Below are 20,526 nucleotides of genomic sequence, written 5' to 3' on the forward strand. Positions count from 1 at the left end.
AATTGTACTTTCTCCAATAATGTTGCTAATTGTGGTGGTGCTATTTACAATCAAGGTTTATTGACTGTTGAAAATTGTAGTTTTTACAGTAATTATGTTGAGGGAAGTTTCTTGAATTCCATCGGCATTACTACTGGTGGTGTCGGTGTTGATATCTGTAATCTGGAAGGTGTCGGCAATGTGTATGCTGCTCAAAAAATAGATTATGATGAAGTTAAAGATCTTGATGCAATGCAAACTACCGCTATGGTTGTAACGACTGCTGCTGTGTCTTTTGTGGTTGGTGCTGGAGCCGGTTATCTTACTGGTAGTATTAAGGCTGGAGCGGTTGCAGGTGCTGCTGTAGGTGCTTGTATAGGTGCTATAGGTTCTTTGCTTGTTTGTTATAATACTATGGATGTAACTTTTAATGATTTGCAATTTAGTTTATTGTTGATTGGTGGATCTATGGTTGCTGGTGCAATCGGTGGAGCATTTGGCGGTTACTTTGCACAAGGGCAGATACAAGCTCCAGTTCAAATACCTGAGGAACCTATTCATCACGGTAGAATTGTTGAATTCAATGGCCATAATTTGGAAATTATATCAGGGGGTTCAGAGTTAACAGCTGATCAGCAGCAAATAATTTTGGATCGCTTATTAACTCATGCGCCAAATGCAAATAAGTTGATTATAGCTAATAATAATGGTTATTTAATTGTAAAACCATTATTTGATGGTTATCAGTTTGCTCATTTTGAAATCCTTATGTAATCATTGAATTTTCATTTAATGATTATTTTTTTTATTATTTTTTTTTAAATTCGTTGAAAAAACTTTCATTTTGTTTAATTGTTGGATTTTTAGATGTTTTTTGGCTTTATTTCATGTTTGCAAGTAATTGCTTGCGAATAACTTTATATATTTTCAAATTAAACTTTATAATGTGTTGTGTGTAATAATTATTTTTACATTTTAACATAAACTTATAAAATAGGTGTTTATTAATTAGGATATTAAATTCTAGAAAAAATCTGTCTTTTGCTTTTTTATTACTTTTTGCAGTATTAGTTAGTTTTGGAAGTGTTTGCGCTGCAGATATTAATGATGCTGGTAATTATACATTCGGTCATCTCAATAAACCAACTGTACCTCATCATGATGTACCTGTTTTGATTGGTAATGATTCTACTGCACCAAATACTGTTGTTAATGATGATAATCTTGTTCTTTTGACTAGTGATGACTCTAATGCAAACGATAATAATACTAATCCTACTTATTCATTAGGTGGTCTTTCTTTACCTGATTTGCATAATGGGTTAATATTAACTAATAATGGCAATTCAGTAGCTAAATCATTATCTGATCGTCCTGGAGTAATTTTGGATGGTAATGGTGATTTCAGTATGTCTGCCAAATATAATACCAGTGCTGGTTGTCGCTGGTTTCTTAGTTCAGATTCTTATGGGGTTGATTTAATCTCTATCAATAATGTTATTGATCAACCTGATGCTTATGGGTCTTTCGCTATAACTAACTTTAAATTCCATGTACATAGTGATGATTATTATGTTAAATTAATTTTACTCAGCCCTACCGGCAAAATTCTAAAAGAAATCGATTCTAACATGATAAACTGATTATAAAAATGATATGGAACTTATTTCAGTTATTTTACTGAAATAAGTCTTTTTTTTAATATTTATATTGAGCCACGAATTTTTTAACTATTTCTTCATCGAATTTGTTTTTGTTAAGTGGACAGTAGTGGTATTCACCACCCATTTTCAAGATAAAGCAGAGAGGTTCAATGGTACCTGAAGTCAATTTTCCAAGCATCATTTTTTGACTTCCACGAAATGCAAAGAATATGATTTTGTCCTCAGATATTTCAATTTTTTTGAATTTGATTTCATCAATCTCTTCTATTTCAAATATGAACTTAATCATTTCTTCAAAGTTTTCAGCCATTTAAAACCCCCTTAATCAGTTCTCTAATTTCCTTTTTTGAAATCAATCTTATCAATGGGACAATTAACTTTAAAACATAAATGTCTATATTCATAAAGCCTTTCAGGTTTAAAACTTCTCCGGTAAATGAGGGATGTGCTCTCAAATGGCTGTTTGGTATACTTGAATTAATAATCGCTAAAATTGCCCATATGTAACCAATATACTCGCCGGTTTTTGCAAAATTAGAAAAGCCAATGACCAAATCATTTTCAATCCTGCTGATATCAACTGCAGCTAAAATTTCATGCAGGAATTTTTTCAAATCATCAAAACAAGGTTTTACCAGTTCGTATAGCTTTTTCAAATCCCTTTTATTTTCATCCTCGTCGGTTTCATCTTCTTCGTCATCTTCGGATTTGAAATTATATGTATAAACTTTTAATTTTCTAAAAAGAATTATTTCAAGACATCCGTCATAATCTTTATCTATTTTTACCCATTTAACTTTTAATCTAATTCCAACAAGTAAAATAATAAAAATAAGTATGATGATTAATAGGATAATCATCAATAGGATGTTTAACATAAAATATAGGTCCTATTCTTTTTCTTCTTTTTCTTCGCCATCATAGGTTGTAAATTCAGGTTCAATAAACTCTTCTTCATCTACATATTCGCCTTCCTGACTCATGTAACTTTTAACTAAATCAGTAATAATTAAACCTAAATCAGATAATGCTTTATTAGTTTCGGTTCCTTTACTTAAATCAAGTACACGTACACCTTCAGCATCATTTCCTTTTTTAGGAATCATAACCATTGAAATAGGTTCTACACCTGCGCCTGCACCTGCAACATCATTTCCATCATTACCCATAATGCTTTCACCAGCACCGAAACCTACTCCCATTCTCATTACTGGAATAAGAATTTTATCTTCGGTTTCAATCGGTGTACCGATAACATTATCGACATTTATGAGTTTACGTAATTCTTCAACTGTTGTTTTTATATTTTGTGCCATAATATCTACATCCTAAATTAATATTATCTATGGTATATTGTGTTTTAAATACTTTTTTAAAACATAATGAAGTTGAAGTGAATGGGCTTTTTTGTATGGTTAATAATAGTTTTTTGGTTAAAAAAAGAAAAAATCAGAATCATAAGTATGATTCTGTAATGGATGCTACACCAGCACCGGCATCGTCAATTACACCTAAACCTTTTAAGGTCATTCCGATAGCTGCAAAAGTTTGAACTAATTCTTTGTAGGAAATGCATCCCATGTGACCTATTCTGAAGACATTTCCTTTTAAGTGATCTTGTCCTCCAGCTAATTCCACACCATATTTGTCACGGGTTGTTCCTCTAAAGTCAGCATCTGCAACGCCTTCAGGCATTTTAACTGCAGTTACGGTTGCAGAGGATACTGCTTCATCAGCGAATAATTCTAAGCCTAATGCTTTAACTGCTGCAACACTAGCTTTTGCTGCTTTATGGTGACGTGCAACTCTATTTTCAAGTCCTTCTTCCATAACTATTTTTAATGCTTCGTTCATAGCATAAGTTAATGAAACGGATGGAGTATAAGGAGTTTCAGGCGGATTTTTGTTTCCACTTTTTCTTGCTGCTTTCAAATCTAAATAAAATGTGTTGGTTTCAACATTGTCAACAGCTTTCCATGCATCGTCACTTAATGTAATAGCTGCCATTCCAGGAGGTGCTGCTAAACATTTTTGTGAACCGGTTACACAGACATCAATACCGAATTTTTCAACATCTACATGGTCTCCTGCAAGGGATGATACGGTATCTACAATGTATAATGCATCATAATTTTTCATAACTTTACCAATTTCTTCGATTGGTGCAGCTACTCCAGTAGAAGTTTCATTGTGTATAACAGAAATTGCTTTGATGTCTTCATTTTCATCAAGTACTTCTGCGATTTGTTTTGGTGATACTGCAGTTCCCCATTCGACTGCTAATTCCTGTGCATCAATTCCGTGAGTTTGTGCTATTTTCATAAAACGTTCACCGAATTTTCCACCAACAACATTCAACATTTTTTCACCAGGTGCAACGGTATTTGCAATAGCAGCTTCCATTGCAGCAGTACCTGATCCGGTTAATAAATAAGATTTATTTGGGGTTTGGAATACTTTACTCATTAATTCTGTAGTTTCAGTTAATATTTCTCCATATTTTGCGCCTCTGTGATTAACAACAGCTTTTGACATTGCAGCTAAGACTCTAGGGTCTACTGTTGTTGGTCCAGGAAGCATTAATAAAATATCATCCATTGATTTTCCTCCATTATAAAAAAAAGATTTAGTATGGCTAAATCTAATTATTTATTTAATTTTTATACTTTTTATATATTGTCCTCGGAAAAGTTTTTTCCGTTATAATCAAAGTTTTCTTCTTTAAAATACTTTAATTCTAAAATAACCATTTAATTTATTTTATTTAAATATTTAATGATGTAAGTAAGCACTTACATTCGAAAACGTTTATATTAAATGCTTTTTATAATTATATATTAACTTATGTAATTCAATAAAGCAATTTATTGATGGACATAAAAACAGGTATGGTTTATTATGAGAAAAATTCTATTTAGTTTATTATTACTGCCAATTTTATTAGTTGGTGTATGTGCTGTCTCAGCATCTTCCGATTTTGGTGTTGATGGTTTAGTTATGAATGTTGAACGTCCTGTTTTGGATGATAATGTTGTTGATATTCCTGTTGTTGATGATTCTGTTGTTGATGATTCTGTTGTTGATGATTCTGTTGTTGATGAGGTTCCTTTTGCTGATGTTCCTTTTGCTGATGTTCCTTTTGCTGATGTTCCGATTGCTAGCAATATTCCTGTTTTTCCAAGCCATATTTCTTTTGGTCATGTAGCTGTTGGTCATGTAGCTACTGACAATATGGGTGGTATACGTCCTATTTTTGCAGGTAATGTTTCTGATGATGATCCTGGGGTTCCTAGTACTCCTGTTATAGTTATCACTCCTAATATTACATTTGGTGATGATGATAACTATTCTATCAATGACTGTTCAAGTATTGATATTCCTATTATGGACTATTGTCCTGTTATTAATGTTCCTTTTGGAAATAACCGTCCGGGCATGTTTATTCCGGGTATTGTAAATCAGGATATGGATATCGATATGGAAGTTTTCCCATATTACCCATTCGGACCTCATTCAGTACCTATTATTGGACCTTCCATCAATCCGGAACATGGACCTTCAATTTCCCCAAAATTTTAAATGAATAAGTGGTTCTAATAATGTTAAAAACATCTTTAAATTCAGATTTAGATGATTCAATTAATAATCATCATATATTAGGGGATTTTATTTTTTTCCCTTGTCCTGTTGATAAGGAATATTGTTGTTATTTTGATTTGAGTTCTTTAGAAAATTCAAATGATAATATTCCCGATGATTTAATTTTCATCCCCGGACCAAGATTTTAGTTGTATTTTTTTAAATACAATTTAATTCTACTTTTTTTGTTGCATATTATTCATTTTAGCGAAATAATTTGGATATGTTAAATTGATTTCATGCCAATGTATTTTGCATCATCAAACAATTCATTGCCATATTTTGTATAATCAATTTTATTTTTTTAATTGTTGAAAAGTAAACTGCTATTATTTATTAGTTGATATATGTTCACTTGCGAAAATATTTATATGTTTTAACTTTTAGATAGTAATGTAAAAAGTAGTTTACATCAACTATGGTGGTGTTCAATGTTGAATTTAAAAAATTGATGATTTTGGTCATAATAAGTGCATGTCTTTTAATAAGTGCATCTTGTGCTTTTGCAGCTGATTCAAATCAAATCAGTGATAATGTTACTGCAGATGGACAAAATCATGAAATAAACATTGATTATTCTAATGTAGGACAAATAGATAATAATCCTGTTAATACTCGGATAAATTTTGGATTTTCTATTCAGATTAATATGGACGATGGTCAAACAAATGGTGGTGTGCCTGGTTCATATGATGATTTGAAGGAGGATATTGAGAATTTGCATTCCGGTGATGTTTATAATTTTACAAGGGATTATATATTTGATGGTAATAGTCAGACATTAATATTGCAGGATCGTATTATTGCAATTAATCAGGATAATATCATTATTAACGGTAATGGTTTTACAATTGATGCTGGTGGTTCTCAGAACTTTGTAATATTTAAAATATCTGGAAATAATGTAACAATCAGCAATTTGACCTTTGCTAATAGTGTGCCTGGTAGTATGCCCGGTCCAAAGGTTCATGGCAATTACAGTTTTGACAGGATTAACAGCCCAATATGCTGGCAGGGTAACAATGGAACCATGAAAGACTGTAATTTCTACAACAATTGTGCCGTTAATGGTGGTGCAATGACCTGGACCGGAAACAATGGAACAATTGAGAATTGCAGGTTTATCAATAACACGGCAAGAGGAGTTGGCGGCGCATTATATATTGGTGGTGTGAACAATACCGTTTCATGGTGTGTTTTTGTTAATTCGACTTCACAGCTAACCGGTGAAGCAATATATGCCGATCGCAAACGTGAAAAAATTAATCTGATTAATGATACTTTTAATAATAAAATTCCTTTCATTGACGGTGCTGAATCTAATATTGATGCAGATTATCTTTTCTATTCATATAAGATTCCTGTGTGAGGTAATATATCTACAGAAAAGGGTTATAAATTGGATATTATTCCATTGTTATATAAAGCCATTATGGTCGGTGGTGTAAATAATATTGGTGATAATTTTAATTATTTTGCCCAATATTTTAATGAAAGTGGTGTTTTCATTTTGAATTTTGCTGCATATGAGGAAATATCTGATTATGTTTATTTGGACAAATTTTACAAAGATATGTTGAACTTTAAAGTAGATTGGATTGAATCATTCCATATTGATATGCCTTCCCCGCCTGTTTTTCACTTTGGTTTTGATTATCTTAAATCAATGTCTTTTTCATACATAACGGATTTCAATCAGGTTTTTGATTGTGTACTTCATGAAAACTATAAATTCAGCCTTACACAAAATCTCATAGGTTTTGTTCATGATGTCTATGATTATTCTGAAATTTCTTCGGTTAAAGGATGGGATCAATGGTTTGACACAGATAAATGTGTTGATAACTTTGTTAATAATTTTAAAGTTATTTTTACAGATAAGATAACTGCCGTATCTGATGTTTGTTGGAGACCAAATATATCCGGTTTTGATTCAATTATTATAATGGGTAACGGTTCAACAATTGATGGTGATTCCAAAGATGACCGTGGTGAGAAAAAATGGGTTGAAATGGGTGGTGACCGTAATACCATTTTTGCGGCTTATGATTTGACTGTTAAAAACTTCAACACGGCTGTTGAATGTTTTGCAGGGCAATGTTATTTCAACAATGTTCGATTTGATAACAATCGTATGCACTATACATTTGAAAGGGATTGGGGTGCAGCAATTATAAACACAGATACTATAGTGTGTGATAATTGTAGTTTTACTAATAATTATGCCAAAAACGGTGGTGCAATCTTTAATCAGGGATTTTTGTCACTTAACAACTGTACATTCAAGGGAAATAAAGCATATGGAGAAGGTGATAATGTCTGTGTCGGTGACGGAGGACTGATGCAGGTTGATTATAAAAACGTCACAAGTGATACTAAGGATATTTGCTTTGCAGAAGGCCTATCTGAGAAAGATTTAGATTGGATGGGTGTAGTTGTTTCTGTTGGTGCATTTGCTGCAGGTTTTCTTGCATCTGCCTTTACTTGTAATCCTTTTATCGGTATGGCTATAGGTGCGGCTATTGGTGCAGGTTTTGGTATTTTCGCTGCAGAATATTATTTTGAAGCTAGTTATTCTATTGATTTAGATATGGGAAATTATTATTTAGATTTTATCCTGATGGGGGTTGTATTTGGTGCATTTGGAGGATTATGTGGACAACCTTCGTACAATTTCATGGGGGAAATAAGTTCGTATGCTGAAACGGGAAGTCTTGCAGTTGATGCATCTTCAATTGTTGAAACGGAAAGTCTTGTATCTGATGTATCTTCAATTGTTGAAGTGGAAGGTTTTGCCGCTGATGTATCTTCAATTGCTGAAGCGGGAAGTGAAGCTTCTAGTGCTGCTGGTGATTTGGAGGCAGTATTATCTGGTGTCGAAGAAATATTCAGTTCAGTTAGTGGTTATTTGCCATAGGTTATAATCGGACTTGCGAATTGACTGATATTTAAGAGTTGCTGGTTAAGAGGGTGATTATCATCACTCTTTTTTTATAACATCAGACAAATCGAAATGCGGATTATTAAAATATCATTTTAGATATTTGATGATTTTATCCGCATCTTTTTTTATGATGTCTGCATGTGTTGAATCAATTGGAATGAGTTTGTAATTTGAAGATATTCTGGCTAATTGCTTTTTATACAGATTCCTTGTATCCAAATAAATTACTGGGGAATTGATTTTAGGGTCATGGAAATGCCTATTTCTATTGCAGTATATTACTTCAATAATTTTATTTGTAAATTCTTCATCTCCACCATATCCCAGTTTATTTAATTCGTCTTTTAAAAGAGAATTGGTAATATCTTCCTTATTCAATTCAAGTTCATAATCGAATATTAATGCTCCATCAATCAGTATACATTTGTCAACAGTTTTGGTTTTTTCCAGACGTTCAGTGATTAATGATGCAAAAACACAGCCCAGTGAATATCCGACAATTATGTCTCCATCCTTGAAAATGTCTTTAATCGCATCATAGTACATTTCAAGTGTAGAATCAAGACTGTCAATTTTTCTAATTTCTTCTAAAGGCAAGTCATATTTATAATCATCTATAAGGTATACATTGCCTTCAAATTCAAGTTTATTAACTAATTGGGAATACTGGAAGGATAATCCTGAAAGAGGTGGGAATATGAACATATTTTGATCTTTTTTACCTTTTTTAACTAGATTGAATCCATATTCAGTTTTATTTCCATCGATTACTCTGGCAATTTCATGAGGTGTTCTGCTGTTGAATATGCTTCTTGCATCAATTTTAATGTTCTCTTTTGCTAACAGGGACACCATTTTAATTGCAATAATAGAATCTCCACCAATGCTGATGAAATCATCGTACAGGCTAATTTTTTCCTGATTGAATACTTTTTCGAACGTTTCAACCACTATTTTTTCGGTTTCTGTTCTTGGTGCAACATATTCTGTCAGCAGAGTATCCCTATCAACTTCCGGAAGGGCATTTTTATCCACTTTCCCGTTTACAGTTAATGGGATTCTGTCTAATCTGATAACATGTGAAGGAATCATGTAGTCTGGTTTGTTGTCTCTTACAAAATTACATATGCTGGTTTTAAGTTCATCAGCTTCCAGTTCATTTGATGTTACAACATAGGCTATCAGCTCATTATTTCCTCTGTTATTCATGGTTTGAACTGTTACATCATCTACAAAAGAGATTTTTCTTATAACTGCTTCAACTTCCTGCAATTCTACACGGTTTCCTCTGATTTTAACCTGTTTGTCATGACGTCCAATAATGGCCAGTGATCCGTCAGGCAGTAATCTTACCATATCTCCGGTACGATATAGGGTCGCATAATCATCATTATCATCAAACGGATTGTCAATGAATGCTTTTTGTGTCTCTTCATCACGGTTTAAATAGCCTTTTGCGATTTGGTAACCTGCTACATATAATTCTCCAACAGCACCAATCGGCAGGCGTCTTTGTTCCTCGTCTAAAATGTATGCTTTTGTATTGTCGAGTAAATATCCGATTGATGAATAATCAATTTTATCTTTTATATCAATACTTGTAACATCAACACATGCTTCAGTAGGTCCGTATGAATCTATAAATTGATAATCCGCATCAATTTCGCTTTCACCTAACTTTTCTCCTCCTGTAGTTAACACTTTCAATGAGGTTTTGTCCACTTGTTCGGTAAATAATTTTGCAACCTGTGTGGAAATTTCCGTATGAGTTACATTATTTCTGATGAAATACTCATTCATTGCATTCATATTCAGTTTAATTTCATCAGGAACTACACTCAGACATGCTCCTGCACAGATTGATGGGAATACTGCTTTCATAGCCACATCAAAACCGATTGAAGCGAATAATGCATAAGTATCCTCTTTATTTAAGTTGAATTTTCTAATGTAGAATTCTGATAGGTTGAGTATTGATTTTCTGGTGATTTTAACTCCTTTAGGAATACCTGTAGTACCACTTGTGTATAGGATACAGGCCAATTCTTCATTACTGTATGTTAATTCAGATAAATCACCAATTTCTTTCCTCATGATGTCTGAAATGTTTAGAATAGCTGGTTTGTCAGATAAATGTTTAGCACGTTCATATGTTTTATCACTGACAATAACTGCTTTTGCTCCAATATCTTCCAAAATGAATTTTATACGTTCATCAGGATGTGCATCATCCAGCGGAACATAAACTGCACCTGCAGATAAAACTCCTAAAATGCTGAACATGTAGAGTTCTGATCTTTCAGTTAAAAATGCAACATTGTCCTGCGGGTCAATTCCCAGTTCTTTTAAGGATTCAGCTATTTTATTTGCAATGAAAGCTCCCTCGGAGTATGTGTATGATGCATCGTTATATGAAACCAATTTGCTTTCAGGATTTTTTGAGAGATTATCATTAAATGCTTCCAAAACATCACTGTATTTTAATTTGTGTTCTGTTTCATTATAGCTGTCTAAAAGACTAATGTCTGAGATTGGAGTGTATGCAATATCGCTTAAGTTGTCTTTATCCAAAATTTGGGTCAGTACTTCTTTAAAGACTTTTGCAAAGCGTCCTATTGTATTTTGGCTATGATTGTCTGAGTGACTGATATTGACTACATAACCGTCATTCAAATCATTCACAACACAGATAATGTCTGAAACACTGTCTACCTTATCACTGTATATTATTTCATCTCCAACGTCGGATACATCATTTAAATCATAATTGTATTCGAAAATAACATCATTATTCAAGTCAAATTCGCTTCTAAGCAATCTGAATGGATAAACAGTATTTGACATGGATTCTAAAATCAAATCAGAAACATCGTTTAGATACTCATTAACTTCTTTGTTTTTGCAGTCTATAATGATTGGAATTGTATTTACATACATTCCTGCAGCATTTTCAAGATAATCTCTGTGACGACCGTTTTCTGTAAAAGTATAATAAACCTTATCTGTGCCTGTGAAACGTGAATATGTATATGCAAATACTGCATTCAACAGATTGCTTACAGTAATACCTAATTCATGAGTTAACTCTTCAACATGATTACGGACGCCTCTTATTGGAAGAATGACGCTTCCTTTCTTGCCGTCAACATCATCCAATAAAACTCCGATTTCATCAATATCTGCAAGTTTTTCCTTAAAGAAGTTGTATGCTGATTTATACTGTGATTCATATTTTGATTTAAATAACTCATTATTATTTCGGACAAAGCCTAAATCCACACTATCATCCAATTTGCCATCTAATGCATCATTTAAATCTTTTGTAATGATTGTTCTGGTTGTTGCATCGGTAATAATGTGGTGTATGTTATAAAAGATTTCCTTGGATTTGCCATCATCAATAATGTAGAAATCAACTAATGATTCGTTAAGATTGAACGGTTTGACGAGTTCGGAATGATTGTCAACATCAATGACTTCAATTGAAGGATAGCTGTCACAAATTATAAGCGGCATATCTTCAGTATCTACAATGCGGGATTTCAAAACAGGATGTTTGTCAATTACTGCATTTATTGCATTTCTGATTTCTGTAACTGATTTGGTGCTGTCGCATTCAACAAAGCCCGGACCTGCATATGCAATTCCTTTATCGTTCATTTTTTCATCTAAATAAAGACCTATCTGAACTTCAGATAAACAGCAGACAATATTTTCGTTTCGGTAATTGGCAATGAAGTCCATTTCTTCCTTAATATTTTCAATGAAAAGATCAAATCCGTCGCCAATGTAGGTATTTTCTGCATATGTTCCTCCGATGACATATGAATCATCAGAGCGGGAAACATTTAAACTGATACCGTAGGATTCGGATTCAATTTCACTGTCTCCGGATAAGGAAATTTCAAATGATTCAAATAATTCATTTTTAAATTCAAATTCGGTACTTAGGAAGTTGAAAGTGACAGGACAATGCTTGAATTCCAATTCATTTGTAGTATAAATTAAGGATGCATAATTTAAACCTAAATTATTAACTTCATTAAAAGCTGTTTTAAGTCTGTAAACATCATTTACTAAAGAGATATCATCATATCCATTATTTGTTTTTACCTGTACAGGATATTGGCTGGTAAACCAACCTACTGTTCTTGTAAGGTTTGCAATATCCTCATCACGACCGTATGATTCACGGTTGAATATAATATCTTCATCATATGTCTTTTTGTATGCTCTAGCTATTGCCAAGGCCAGATATTCCTCTTCAGATAGATTCAAAATATTGGCTGTATTATAATTTACATCAGTATTGATTTTAAATCCTTGAGTTTTTCCCTTAATACTTGAATCATCTAATGAATTGTTGATTCCTATCCAGTGCTCTTTTTCCTCATCGGAAATATTTTCTACCAGTTCTTTAACGTCTTCAACCCAATATTTATATGGGTACGCTTTTGGAATTTCAATTTCTTCTTTGGCTTTGAGAGCATAATAAATACTCGTCAAATCATTGATTAATATGTTCCAGCTTACACCGTCAATTATTAAATGGTGTATGACGAATATTATGTATGATTCATCATTATAATGAATAAGATTGATTTCTATCAGGTTATTTAAAATATTCAGTGATTTGACTGAATTAATATAGATTTCCTCTACTCTTCTTTCAAAATTATCTGTAATTTCATGTTCGTTTATTTCACAGACGCAGGTATTTACAGGCATTATTTCCTGAACTGCTTTTCCATTTTCAATTTTATAGGATGCACGAAGCATGTCATGAAGATTGGTCAATTCATTTAAAGCATTTTGCAAAATGTTCTTTTCTATTTTTTCTTTTGATTTTAAGAAGAACGGTTGCATATAATCATCAGAATTAATCTGATCAAAGTAAAATGACTGAATAGGAAGCAGGTCGACTTCACCTTCAACACTATCATAGCTGATGATTTCTGCAGAATCTACATTTTGTGCAATTAAGTATGGAGTTTTATGATTCAATATATCTCTAGCGGTGCATGAAATATTATTTTTCTCAAGCAATGCAATAACGCGAATTGCCGTGATAGAATCTCCACCGAGATGGACGAAGTCATCATTTAATCCAATGCCTTTCTGATTAAATACAACTTCAAAAGCATCCACAATAACCTTTTCTGTTTCATTTGTAGGAGCAACATATTCTACACGTAATGCATCCAAATCAACAGCAGGCAGAGCTTTTTTATCTACCTTACCATTAACGTTTAAAGGAATCTCATCTAACTGGATAACATATGAAGGAACCATATAATCTGGTTTTTGCTCATTTACATAATCGCAAACTAAATCATTAATGTTTTCAACTTCACAATTTGCAACAACATAGGCTGCCAATTCATTGTTGTTTGCATTTTTAATTGTCTGCAGGGTAACATCTTCAATTTGTGGTAATTCACGAATCGCTGCTTCAATTTCAGATAATTCAACACGGTTACCGCGGATTTTAACCTGCTTGTCACGACGTCCGACAATACCTAGTGTTCCGTCATCCAGTACTCTTACCATATCTCCTGTACGGTATAGTACGCTATAATTTTCATCATTTTCAAATGGATTATCTAGGAATGCTTCTCTATTTTCTTTTTCACGATTCAAATAACCGTCAGCAAGTTGATAACCGGCCAAATAAAGTTCACCAACTGCACCTAAAGGAACACGCCTTCTTTCATCATCTAAAACATAGGCTTTAATGTTGTATAACAGATGGCCGATGGAAGAATAGTCAATTTTATCCTGTTCTTTAATGGCAGTTACAGATACACAGGCTTCGGTTGGACCATATGAATCAACAAGCGTATAATCTGTTGAATAATCAATTTTACCTAATTTTTCCCCTCCAGTAACTAAAATTTTCAGTGAGGAACTTTCAAATTCTTCAATGAACAGTTTGGCTACCTGTGTTGGAAGGTGGGCATGAGTAATGTTGTAATTGATGAAATGTTCATTTAATTTTTTCATATCTAACCTGATTTCTTCAGGAATTATATTTAAACAGGCTCCAACGAAAAGTGAAACGAAAATACTTTTTATTGCACCGACGTCAAAACCGATGGATGCATATAATGCAAATGCGTCTTCCTGAGTCATGTTTGACTTGTCTGCATAGTATTCAATATAATTTACAATTGATTTTCTTGTGATTTTCACACCTTTTGGAATGCCTGTAGTACCGCTGGTATATAAAATACAGGCTAAATCACCATAAGTTACAGGTAAATGTGTTAAACAATCATCAGCATCATTTATAATTTCAGATATATCTAAAATAGTACAGTCACTATCTAAATTGGATGCACGCTCTTCAGTTTTATCACTGACAATAACAACCTTGGATTGTGTATCTTTTATTATGAAGCTCAAACGGTCATCAGGAAGAGCATCATCCAGAGGAACATAAACGCCACCCACAGACATTATAGCTAAAACTGATAAAAGATATAATTCGCTGCGAGGAACTAAAAATCCAACACAATCTTGAGGTTCAACACCTAAATTAATTAATTTTCTGGCGATTTCATGAGCTATGAATGCACCTTCGCTGTAAGTGTATGAAACATCGTTATATGATACCAGTTTATTATTTGGATATTTTGAGAGATTATCATTGAACGCATCTAAGATATCATCGTAATCCAGAGGATGTTGCGTCTGATTATATTTGTCTAAAAGTTCAATGTCTCTTTCAGCTGTGTAATCAAGATCTGAGAGATTTTCACTTTCCATTATCTGTGATGTTATTAATTTATATGATTCACATAATCTTGCAATTGTGTCTTTTGAATATTTGTATCCGTAGTTTATGTTTATTCTGTATTTGCCGCTGTTATTTATAATGTCAACATTTAAATCAGCTATAGTATCATTCATGTTGCTGATGATGTTGATATTACTGTCATTTCTTTTTTCTAAATCGTGGTTAAACCATTCCGGAAGATACTGGAATAAGATGTTTGAATTAATATCATACTTATTGACCAGTTCTCTGAAAGGATAGAAATTATATTGCATTGTTTTATAAATGATTTCAGATGCATGTTCCATAAACGAAGTGACGCTTTGATCTTGACAGTTAATTAACAGAGGCAATGTTGTAACATACATACCGATACTGTTTAAATTATTGTATCTGTCACGTCCGTTTTCTGTAATGTTAAATAATATTTTGTCATTGCCTGTAAATCTTGACAGTGTGTAGGCAAAAATGCTTGTGAATAAGATATTTTCGCTAATGTTATTCTTTTCTAAAAATTCATTTAATATTGAATTATCAATCTCCAAATCAATGGTGTAATTGTCTGGACCGTCCGGATTAATGTCTTCCAGTAAGCTATTTATATTGTCATTATCTGATAATTGTGATTCATAGAATTTATCAGCATCTTCATATTCTTCGGTTTCTTTTATTTGCTGGTTAAATGCAGATACTTTTAAAAATGATGTATCAATATCAACTTTTTCATCATTTAATATTTTCATTAAATCATTTTTAAATACTCCTTTGGATAATCCGTCAACTATGATGTGATGGAATACAGCAAATAAACTATATTCTTCATCATTTTTGATAATAAGGAATCTACATAAGCTATCATACAAATCAAATGATGAAGTTAAGAATGAATATAGTAAATCTTCGTCATATTCATTTTCAACCAGAATTTCAGGTTTACTTCCTTTTACCAGATAAGGAACTTCATAATCATTGCTTATGCGCATATTCAGTATAGGATGAACATTTATCATTTCATTTAAAGCATTACATATATTTTCCAGTGAATATCTGTTTGGAATATCTATGTGTGTCATAATGAGGTATGAATCAACCTTGTTGTTTGCAATAATGTCCAGGTATACATTTAACTGTGATTCATTCATTGGACAACCGCTTTCAAGGTCGTATATATCCAAATCAAATTCATTGCCCTTAATATTATCTGCAATTGCTTTAGGTGTTTGTAAACTTAAGATTTCTGCAGCTGAAATAGTATAATCTTTAAGATTTGATATTAATTTGATAGCTGTTAATGAATCTCCGCCTAATTTGGAGAAATCGTCATAAACACTGATTTTTTCTATATTGAATGTTTTTTCAAATGCTTCTACAATGTCCTTTTCGGTTTTTGTTGCCGGAGCAATATATTCTCCATGCAAACTCTCCAGTTCAACTTCAGGCAGTGCTTTTTTATCTACTTTTCCGTTATTGTTTAATGGGATTTTGTCTAATTTTACAATAAATGAAGGAATCATGTATTCTGGTTTGGAACTTCCAATATGTTTTGTAATTATTTCATCGAGATTATCTGTTTCTGTACTTGTAACGACATATGCAACCAGTTCGTAATTGGATCCGCGTTTTATTGTTTGAACGGTCACGTCTTCAATATAATCGTTTTCACGAATGACTGATTCGATTTCAGACAGTTCTACACGGTTTCCTCTGATTTTAACTTGGCTGTCACGGCGTCCGACTATAGCTAATGATTCATCAGGAAGTACTCTTACCATATCTCCTGTACGGTACAATACATTGTATTCCTCATTATCATCAAACGGATTGTCAATAAAAGATTCATGAGTTTCTTTGTCACGATTCAGGTATCCTGCAGCTACCTGGTAACCGGATATACATAATTCTCCAATAGCTCCTATCGGCACACGTCTTAGGTCATTATCCAGAATATATGCTTTGGTATTGTAATTTAAGAAACCTATTGAATTGTAATCAATTTTATCATCATTTTTAATTGATGTTACAAAAGAAAATGTTTCGGTAGGTCCGAATCCATCAACTAACTGATAATTGTTGTTGTTTTCGAATTCTCCTAATTTTTCACCACCTACAAGTAAAACTTTCAGTGTATCGTTTTCAGCATTTTCCATGAATAGTTTTCCCACTTGTGTGGTCATCATGGTATGGGTGACGCCCTGTTCAGTTAAATACTCATTCAACTCTTTTATATTTAACTTGATGTCTTCCGGTATGACTGACAGGCAGGATCCGGAGTAGATACATTGTCCTAAAGCAAGAGTACCTGCGTCAAAGCCGATTGTGGCATATAAACCGTAAACATCATCTCGTGTAATGCCGTATTTTTCTTCGTAGTACTGCATAATGTTAAGAATTGATTTTCTGGTAACTTTAACTCCTTTTGGAATGCCTGTAGTACCACTTGTGTATAAAATACAGGCCAAATCATTATAAACAACAGGTAATGTTGATAAAACACCAGTATCCTCTTTTAATATATCTGAAATATTTAAAAGAGTAACATCATCATTTATTAAATCCTTGGACCTTTCATAAGTTTCATCACTTACAATAAGAACTTTGACATTGGAATCATCTAGTATGAATTCTAAGCGTTCATCTGGAAGTGCACCGTCTAAAGGAACATAGCAGCATCCTATAGACAGCACTGCCAATGTATTAAACATATAGTATTCATTACGTTCCACTAAAAATGCAATATTGTCTTCTGCTTCAACATCCAGTTCTTTTAACTGTTTAGCTATTTTATCAGCAATAAATGCACATTCACCATAAGTGTATGAACGATTTTTGTAGGATACAAGTTTATTTTCAGGATATTTTGAAAGATTATTGTTGAATGCATCCAATATGTCATCATATTCCAATTCATGTTCTGTTTTATTGACATTGTCTAAAAGTTTTAAATCTTCTTCTGCGATAATATTGATGTCGGATAAATAATCATAATCAGTTATTTGGGATAATACTAATTTATATGTTTCACCAAATCTTTCAATCATATCTTTTGAATATTTTTCACAATACTTTAATCTTAATATGTAGTTATTTCCGTTCTGAATAACTTCTGCACTGAAATCATTAACCAAATCTCCAATATCATCCACATTTTCTGTATTATCATCGACTTCAACATATTCATCAATGCCGCTGACCCAATCTGGGACAAACTGGAAAATGATGTTTGAATCAACGTCGTATTTTTTGGCCAGTACTCTAAATGGATAGTAATTGTATTTCATTACATCATATATTTTATGGGATACTGAATCCATAAATGATTGAATATTCTGATTTTTGCAGTTAATAAGTAATGGTAATGTGTTTACATACATTCCTATTGCATTAAAATTATTAAATTTGCTTCGTCCATTGTCTATAACATTAAATACATTTGTATCGCTACCCGTAAATCTTGATAGGGTATATGCAAAAATACCTGTGAATAGTATGTTTTCACTGATGGAATATTTCATTGCAAATTTATTAATTAAATTTTTGTCAAATCCTAAATCAATGATGAGGGTACCCGGACCATCAGTATTTTTGTCATTTGGTAAAATGCCCCCATCTTCTGCATCTACAAGCATTGAATCATAGAAATCACTTGCCTCTTCATATTCTTCTGTTTTTTGGATTTGCTGATTAAATGCAGATACTTCTAAAAATGACTTATCTATTTCAATCTCTTCATTATCAAGTATTTTAAATAAATCTTTTTTAAATGCATTATGTGATAATGCATCAAATATTATGTGGTGGAAAGATGCAAATAATTCATAATAATTTTTATTTTCAGTAATTAAAAATCTGCATAAGCTGTCCTCTAAATCAAACGGTTTATTTAAAAATTCATTGATGGACTCATCATCAATTCCGGATTCAAATGAAATATCCGGTTTTCTTCCACTTACCAAATAAGGAGTTTCAAATTCATTGCTTATGTGGGTTTTTAGAATCGGATGTGTATCAATCATTGTATCCATCGCATCTAAAATCATATCTGAACTATATTCTTTAGATATCTGTATTGAAAATTGTATTTTGTATGCATTTATTTTATTTTGTGCTATAATATCCAGATATACATTTAATTGTGGTTCATTTAATGGACAACCGGATTCCAAAGAATAAATATCCAAATCATAAGAATCTTCGCCAATATTTTCAGCAATATTTTTTGCTGTTCTCAGACTTAAAACATCAGCTGCTGAAATGTTATATTCCTTTAGCAATAGTGTTAATTTTATTGCTGTTAATGAATCTCCACCCAATTTGGTGAAATCATCATAAACGCTGATTTTTTCTATATTGAATGTTTTTTCAAATGCTTCTACAATGTCTTTTTCGGTTTTTGTTGCCGGAGCAACATATTTTTCATGCAATCTGTCCGGATCAATTTCAGGCAGTGCTTTTTTATCTACTTTTCCGTTATTGTTTAATGGGATTTTGTCTAATTTTACAATAAATGAAGGAATCATGTATTCTGGTTTGGAATTTCCAATATGTTTTGTAATTATTTCGTCAAGATTATCCGTTTCTGTACTTGTAACGACATATGCAACCAGTTCATAATTTGATCCGCGTTTTATTGTTTGGACAGTCACGTCTTCAACATAATTGATTTCACGAATGACTGATTCGATTTCAGGTAGTTCTACACGATTTCCTCTGATTTTAACCTGTTTGTCACGACGTCCGACAATAGCTAGAGTTCCATCATTCAGTACTCTTACCATATCTCCGCTACGGTATAGTACGCTATAATCTTTATTTTCATCAAATGGGTTGTCTAGGAATGCTTCATTATTTTCTTTTTCGCGATTTAAATAACCGTCAGCAATCTGATAACCGGCTAAATAAAGTTCACCAACTGCACCTACAGGGACACGTCTTCTTTCATTGTCTAAAACGTAGGCTTTAATGTTGTATAACAGATGGCCGATGGAAGAATAGTCAATTTTATCCTGTTCTTTAATGGCAGTTACAGATACACAGGCTTCAGTTGGACCATATGAATCAACAAGCATATAATCTATAGAATAATCAATTTCTCCTAATTTTTCTCCTCCGGTAACTAAAATTTTCAGTGAAGAACTTTCAAATTCATCAATAAACAGTTTGGCTACCTGTGTTGGAAGGTGGGCATGAGTAATGTTGTTATTAATGAAATGATTATTTAATTTATTCATATCTAACCTGATTTCTTCAGGAATTATATTTAAACAGGCTCCAACGAATAGAGAAACGAAAATACTTTTTATTGCACCGACGTCAAAACCAATAGATGCATATAATGCAAATGTATCTTCTGAGGTCATGTTTGACTTGTCTGTATAGTATTCAATATAATTTACAATTGATTTTCTTGTGATTTTTACTCCTTTTGGAATGCCTGTAGTACCACTGGTGTACAATATGCATGCTAAATCTCCATAAATTACAGGTAAGTGTGTTAAACAATCTTCAGCATCATTTATAATCTC

At 32.6% G+C, this 20,526-nt stretch carries 11 protein-coding genes; 6 read left to right on the forward strand and 5 right to left on the reverse strand.

What is annotated here, in order from left to right; genetic code table 11:
- Together ACKI5C_RS02175 and ACKI5C_RS02180 are read left to right on the forward strand one after the other, a co-directional pair.
- A partial coding sequence (locus tag ACKI5C_RS02175) for a hypothetical protein (RefSeq protein ID WP_407431578.1) occupies positions 1 to 753 on the forward strand: 753 nt, incomplete at its 5' end.
- A 398-nt stretch (positions 754 to 1,151) separates the two neighbouring features.
- The gene (locus ACKI5C_RS02180) at positions 1,152 to 1,622 is read left to right on the forward strand and encodes a hypothetical protein (protein WP_407431580.1); all 471 of its coding nucleotides are present in this window, start codon (positions 1,152 to 1,154) and stop codon (positions 1,620 to 1,622) included.
- 55 nt (positions 1,623 to 1,677) lie between these two features.
- Here ACKI5C_RS02180 and ACKI5C_RS02185 read toward each other — a convergent pair whose 3' ends face one another.
- The 4 genes from ACKI5C_RS02185 to ACKI5C_RS02200 form a co-directional block, all read right to left on the reverse strand.
- Positions 1,678 to 1,953: a hypothetical protein gene (locus ACKI5C_RS02185; RefSeq protein ID WP_407431582.1), complete on the reverse strand. Its 276-nt coding sequence runs from the start codon at positions 1,951 to 1,953 to the stop codon at positions 1,678 to 1,680.
- Positions 1,946 to 2,503, reverse strand: coding sequence for a DUF2953 domain-containing protein (locus ACKI5C_RS02190; protein WP_407431584.1), 558 nt, complete (start codon positions 2,501 to 2,503; stop codon positions 1,946 to 1,948). The genes ACKI5C_RS02185 and ACKI5C_RS02190 overlap by 8 nt, the downstream gene beginning before the upstream one ends.
- Before the next feature lie 30 nt (positions 2,504 to 2,533).
- Positions 2,534 to 2,959 carry a GerW family sporulation protein gene (locus tag ACKI5C_RS02195; protein ID WP_407431586.1) on the reverse strand — a complete coding sequence of 142 codons (426 nt, stop codon included), beginning with the start codon at positions 2,957 to 2,959 and terminating at the stop codon, positions 2,534 to 2,536.
- Positions 2,960 to 3,098: 139 nt separating this feature from the next.
- Positions 3,099 to 4,241 (reverse strand): pyridoxal-phosphate-dependent aminotransferase family protein, encoded by a 1,143-nt coding sequence (locus tag ACKI5C_RS02200; RefSeq protein ID WP_407431588.1) that lies wholly within the window; start codon positions 4,239 to 4,241, stop codon positions 3,099 to 3,101.
- 300 nt (positions 4,242 to 4,541) lie between these two features.
- Here ACKI5C_RS02200 and ACKI5C_RS02205 point away from each other — a divergent pair, with 300 nt between their 5' ends.
- From ACKI5C_RS02205 to ACKI5C_RS02220, 4 genes are all read left to right on the forward strand, one after another.
- A complete protein-coding gene (locus ACKI5C_RS02205; RefSeq protein WP_407431590.1) occupies positions 4,542 to 5,222 on the forward strand; it encodes a hypothetical protein in 681 nt (226 codons plus the stop codon).
- A 20-nt stretch (positions 5,223 to 5,242) separates the two neighbouring features.
- The gene (locus ACKI5C_RS02210; RefSeq protein ID WP_407431592.1) at positions 5,243 to 5,431 is read left to right on the forward strand and encodes a hypothetical protein; all 189 of its coding nucleotides are present in this window, start codon (positions 5,243 to 5,245) and stop codon (positions 5,429 to 5,431) included.
- A gap of 308 nt (positions 5,432 to 5,739) precedes the next feature.
- Positions 5,740 to 6,651, forward strand: a complete 912-nt coding sequence (locus ACKI5C_RS02215; RefSeq protein WP_407431594.1) for a hypothetical protein — start codon at positions 5,740 to 5,742, stop codon at positions 6,649 to 6,651.
- 30 nt (positions 6,652 to 6,681) lie between these two features.
- On the forward strand, positions 6,682 to 8,199 hold the full coding sequence (locus ACKI5C_RS02220; RefSeq protein WP_407431596.1) for a hypothetical protein: 1,518 nt from the start codon (positions 6,682 to 6,684) through the stop codon (positions 8,197 to 8,199).
- 114 nt (positions 8,200 to 8,313) lie between these two features.
- Here ACKI5C_RS02220 and ACKI5C_RS02225 read toward each other — a convergent pair whose 3' ends face one another.
- On the reverse strand, positions 8,314 to 20,523 hold the full coding sequence (locus ACKI5C_RS02225) for an amino acid adenylation domain-containing protein (RefSeq protein WP_407431598.1): 12,210 nt from the start codon (positions 20,521 to 20,523) through the stop codon (positions 8,314 to 8,316).
- Between the last annotated feature and the right edge of the window lie 3 nt (positions 20,524 to 20,526).

Origin of the sequence: Methanobrevibacter sp., assembly GCF_045646045.1 — an archaeon.
Lineage (GTDB): Archaea > Methanobacteriota > Methanobacteria > Methanobacteriales > Methanobacteriaceae > Methanocatella.